Annotated in this window: 1 protein-coding gene; it reads left to right on the forward strand. The window is 72.4% G+C overall.

The features are described 5' to 3' along the window. Positions 1–239 (forward strand): pyruvate kinase (locus ACQG3P_RS22905; protein WP_426806330.1); only part of this gene is annotated, 239 nt, incomplete at both ends.

Consider the following 239-nt stretch of genomic DNA (forward strand, 5'->3'; position numbering starts at 1 on the left):
CGGCCACTGCGCCGGCCGGCGACACCCCCCAGGTCGGCGTGAGCTCCCTGGGCCTGCCGCCGGACGTGGTGGCCGGTGCCGTGCTGCTGCTCGCCGACGGCCTGATGCAGCTGCAGGTGGTCGAAGTGCAGGGCGAGCGCATCGTCAACACCGTGCTCAACGCTGGCGTGCTGTCCGACCGCAAGGGCCTGAACAAGCAGGGCGGTGGCCTTTCGCTGGGCGCGCTGACCGAACGCGAC

Source organism: Stenotrophomonas sp. SrG (assembly GCF_050031795.1).
Classification (GTDB): Bacteria; Pseudomonadota; Gammaproteobacteria; order Xanthomonadales; family Xanthomonadaceae; genus Stenotrophomonas; species Stenotrophomonas rhizophila_A.